Annotated in this window: 5 protein-coding genes; 4 read left to right on the top strand and 1 reads right to left on the bottom strand. The window is 67.2% G+C overall.

All coding sequences use genetic code 11. From position 1 onward, the window contains the following. A partial coding sequence (locus C7C56_RS10575; protein WP_146204406.1) for a response regulator occupies positions 1-362 on the top strand: 362 nt, incomplete at its 5' end. Then, the gene (locus tag C7C56_RS10570; protein WP_106757385.1) at positions 359-793 is read left to right on the top strand and encodes an NUDIX hydrolase; all 435 of its coding nucleotides are present in this window, start codon (positions 359-361) and stop codon (positions 791-793) included. The genes C7C56_RS10575 and C7C56_RS10570, both read left to right, overlap by 4 nt. Positions 794-961: 168 nt before the next feature. Here C7C56_RS10570 and C7C56_RS10565 read toward each other — a convergent pair whose 3' ends face one another. Continuing rightward, positions 962-1,225 carry a hypothetical protein gene (locus C7C56_RS10565; protein WP_106757384.1) on the bottom strand — a complete coding sequence of 88 codons (264 nt, stop codon included), beginning with the start codon at positions 1,223-1,225 and terminating at the stop codon, positions 962-964. Positions 1,226-1,516: 291 nt separating this feature from the next. Between C7C56_RS10565 and C7C56_RS10560 the strand changes: the two genes are divergently transcribed. Both C7C56_RS10560 and C7C56_RS10555 read left to right on the top strand, forming a co-directional pair. Beyond that, on the top strand, positions 1,517-2,314 hold the full coding sequence (locus C7C56_RS10560; protein WP_106757383.1) for a DNA/RNA non-specific endonuclease: 798 nt from the start codon (positions 1,517-1,519) through the stop codon (positions 2,312-2,314). Next, positions 2,311-2,571: a hypothetical protein gene (locus C7C56_RS10555; protein ID WP_106757382.1), complete on the top strand. Its 261-nt coding sequence runs from the start codon at positions 2,311-2,313 to the stop codon at positions 2,569-2,571. The genes C7C56_RS10560 and C7C56_RS10555 overlap by 4 nt, the downstream gene beginning before the upstream one ends. The last annotated feature ends 32 nt before the right edge of the window (positions 2,572-2,603 follow it).

Below are 2,603 nucleotides of genomic sequence, written 5' to 3'. Positions count from 1 at the left end.
TGGTCGACGACAACGTCGACGCCGCCGAGTCGCTCGCGGCGCTGCTCGAGACCATGGGGCACCGCACCCGGGTCGCGCTCGACGGCGTGCAGGGCTTCGAGCTGGCGCGCCGCCACCGGCCCGACCTGATCTTCCTCGACATCGGCCTGCCCGGCATGAACGGGCACGAGGTCGCGCGCGCGCTGCGCCAGATCCCCGAGATGGACGAGGTGGTGATCGTGGCGGTGACCGGGTGGGGCGAGCGCAGCGACCTTGAACTGAGCGTGCGGGCCGGCTTCGACCGGCACCTGACCAAACCGGTCGATTTCACGGCGCTCGAGCAGGTGCTCGCCGAGCTCCCCAGCCCCGGTGTGCGCGGATGAGGGCGCGGCGCGCGCTGGCGACCTCGTGCGGCACCCTGGTGGTCAACGACAAGGGCGAATTGCTGCTGTGCCATGTGACGCACACGGCCAAATGGGATATTCCGAAGGGCATGCAGGACCCGGGCGAGAGCACGCTCGAGGCCGCCATACGGGAATTGCGCGAGGAGGCCGGGATCGGGTTCGAACCCGCGCGCTTCGAGGACCTTGGCTGCTTCGACTACCGGCCCGACAAGCGCCTGCACCTGTACCGCGTTGCCGCGGGCGACGCGCTGGGCCGGCTTGGGGCGCTCGCTTGCACGAGCTTTTACCCGGACCCGCACACGGGCGTGCTCACGCCCGAGGTCGATGGCTACCGATGGGCGGCCCGCGGCGAGATCGCCAGGCTGTGCTGGCCGCGCATGGGGCAGCGCGTGTTGGCGCTGGACTGGTAGCGGCGCCAGCGACCTGTCGTGGCGGTCGCGCTGCGGCCGATGCCCCAGTCAACGCCGCAGTTGGAGCTCCAGTCAACGCTGCGGCCGGTGCCCCAGCCGGTGCGTCAGCCTCCGCCGCGGCCGGTGCCCCAGTCGGTGCGTCAGTCTACGCCGTGGCCGGCGCGCCAGTCACTTTTTGGACGACAGAAAGTCGGGCACGGCGCGGTCGATCGCCGGCTTGAGCTTTTTTGGGGCCGGCTCGGGAAGCGTCTCGGACAGCGCATCGGCTGCGGCCTGCTCGGTGCCCGACGCGGGTTCGGCCAGGTTGCCGGTGCGGCGGACCTGGGTCGAGGCCTGGTCGAGGCTCACCTCTTCGGCGACCATGTCTTCCCCTTCGTCCGCCTGCGGAAGCAGTCCTTCGGATTGCTGTGTTTTTTTGTCGCGCTTTGCCATGTCGTTCCCCCTTGAATAAGTTCAGCGAAATTTCGCGCCCCGCCGCGCCTTTTCCCCGGTCCGGGAACGATGTGCGGATGCTCTTCTTTCTGACAGCGATTGCGCTGGCAGGTTCTACCCATGGAGGCAAATTGCCTACTGTTTTCGCGGCGCCATTGCCAGCGACAAGTGGCGCGCTCGGCCCCTCGGCAACAGGCCCTCCCGCGGCCGATTTTCGCCGCTGCCGTTCTAGCGGAAAAGCATTCCTTCGGGCTACAATGCCGCCGTTTGCATTGTTTCGCTTGAGGACACATGGTTCAACGTTTGATTGCCCGCGCCGTCCTCGCGTGGGTGTTGTTGTCGGCCGGCGCGGCCCTGGCTGGCCAGTGCCACGAGCATTATGTCGATGGGCGGACGCCCCAGATCCGCAACCCCAAGTTGCAAGCGCACACGCAGGAGCTGTGCTATGGCGTGTTCGGGGTGATGCACTCGGGCCTGACGCGCACACCGCTGTGGTCGGCCGAACGCCTCGAGGTCGACAACATCGAGTCGGCGGCGACGCTCACGCGCAAAAATTCCTTCCATGCGGAGCCGAGACTGCCACCCTCGCAGCGCGCCGAATTGTCGGACTACGCGCGCAGCGGCTTCGACCGCGGGCACATGGCGCCGAACGGCAACATGCCGGACGAGGACGCCCAGCGCGAGAGCTTTTCGCTGGCCAATATGGTGCCCCAGGACGCCGATAACAACCGCCACATTTGGGCCTCGGTCGAGATGGCGGTGCGCAAGATGGCGCGCCTGGAGGGGCGCTTGTACGTTCTGACCGGACCCGCCTTCCTCGGGTCGCAGTTGCGCAAGGTGGGCAACGTGCTCGTGCCTAGCCATTTGTACAAAGTCGTTTATAGTCCGAGGCAGGGCAGGGGCGCGGCCTATTTTGTCGAAAACAACGCGGGGGCGCCGCTCCAGACGATGACGGTGGCGCAACTTGAAAGCAAAATCGGGATCAACCTGCTGCCCGCGCTCACCCTGAACGAGAAGCAGCAAATGGCGCGCCTGCCGCGCGCCAAACCGGCGCGCCGCGCGCGCCCCGCCTTTGAGGAGTTGCGATGAAAACCGAACCAGCGGCCTTCGTGCCGTATGCGAACGAGGCCGACGTGCTGCATGTCGGCAATTTGATGCTCGAGAACCGGCTCGACCGCATCACGCTCAGCGGCGACCTCGACCTGACCGCCGACCGGCCGGGCCTGGCCCGGGCGCGCCTGTTGCACCGCCTTCTCGGCGAGATCGTCGCCAGCCTCGAAGGGCAAGCCTTGCCCGACGCGCTGCCGGCGCCGGCCGTCAAGCTGGTCGACAATCCGTTCACCTGAGGGAGGGCTGAGAGGCTGAGATTAAATCGTTT

The sequence above is a fragment of the Massilia glaciei genome (genome assembly GCF_003011895.2).
GTDB lineage: Bacteria > Pseudomonadota > Gammaproteobacteria > Burkholderiales > Burkholderiaceae_D > Telluria_A > Telluria_A glaciei.
Note: the sequence above shows the minus strand (reverse complement) of the source record. Positions and strands in the feature narration are given on the sequence as shown.

Coding starts and splice junctions, on each gene's coding strand:
- C7C56_RS10570 (WP_106757385.1), top strand. CDS start 359: ATGAGGGCGCGGCGCGCGCTGGCGACCTCGTGCGGCACCCTGGTGGTC.
- C7C56_RS10565 (WP_106757384.1), bottom strand. CDS start 1,225: ATGGCAAAGCGCGACAAAAAAACACAGCAATCCGAAGGACTGCTTCCG.
- C7C56_RS10560 (WP_106757383.1), top strand. CDS start 1,517: ATGGTTCAACGTTTGATTGCCCGCGCCGTCCTCGCGTGGGTGTTGTTG.
- C7C56_RS10555 (WP_106757382.1), top strand. CDS start 2,311: ATGAAAACCGAACCAGCGGCCTTCGTGCCGTATGCGAACGAGGCCGAC.